Annotated in this window: 1 protein-coding gene; it reads right to left on the reverse strand. The window is 50.2% G+C overall.

Going from position 1 to position 331, the window contains the following annotated elements:
- Positions 1-331, reverse strand: a 331-nt coding sequence (locus AB9F26_RS22410) for a transposase (protein WP_369769144.1), incomplete at both ends; no start/stop codon positions are given.

Consider the following 331-nt stretch of genomic DNA (forward strand, 5'->3'; position numbering starts at 1 on the left):
CGGCTAAGACAGCTCTTGGTTTTCTTGGTGCGGTGACGAACGGTTGCGAAGATACTCTCGTTTGGATTGGTGGTTCGAATGTGTTTCCAATGCTCCGCTGGGAAGTCATAGAAGCTGAGCAAAACGTCGCGATCCTTGGTCAATTTCCCAACGGCCTTTTCATATTTCAGACCATAGGCTTCAACGAAGAAATCGAAAGCCGATATTGACTCTTCCTTGGTTTCGGCCTGCCAGATATGATGGATATGCCCTTTGGCTTTCGCCTGTAGGGACTTGGGCATCGCGTTCAATATGTTCCCTGTTTTATGCACCCGGCACCTCTGCTCGCGGG

Source organism: Falsihalocynthiibacter sp. BN13B15, assembly GCF_041205415.1.
GTDB lineage: Bacteria > Pseudomonadota > Alphaproteobacteria > Rhodobacterales > Rhodobacteraceae > Falsihalocynthiibacter > Falsihalocynthiibacter arcticus.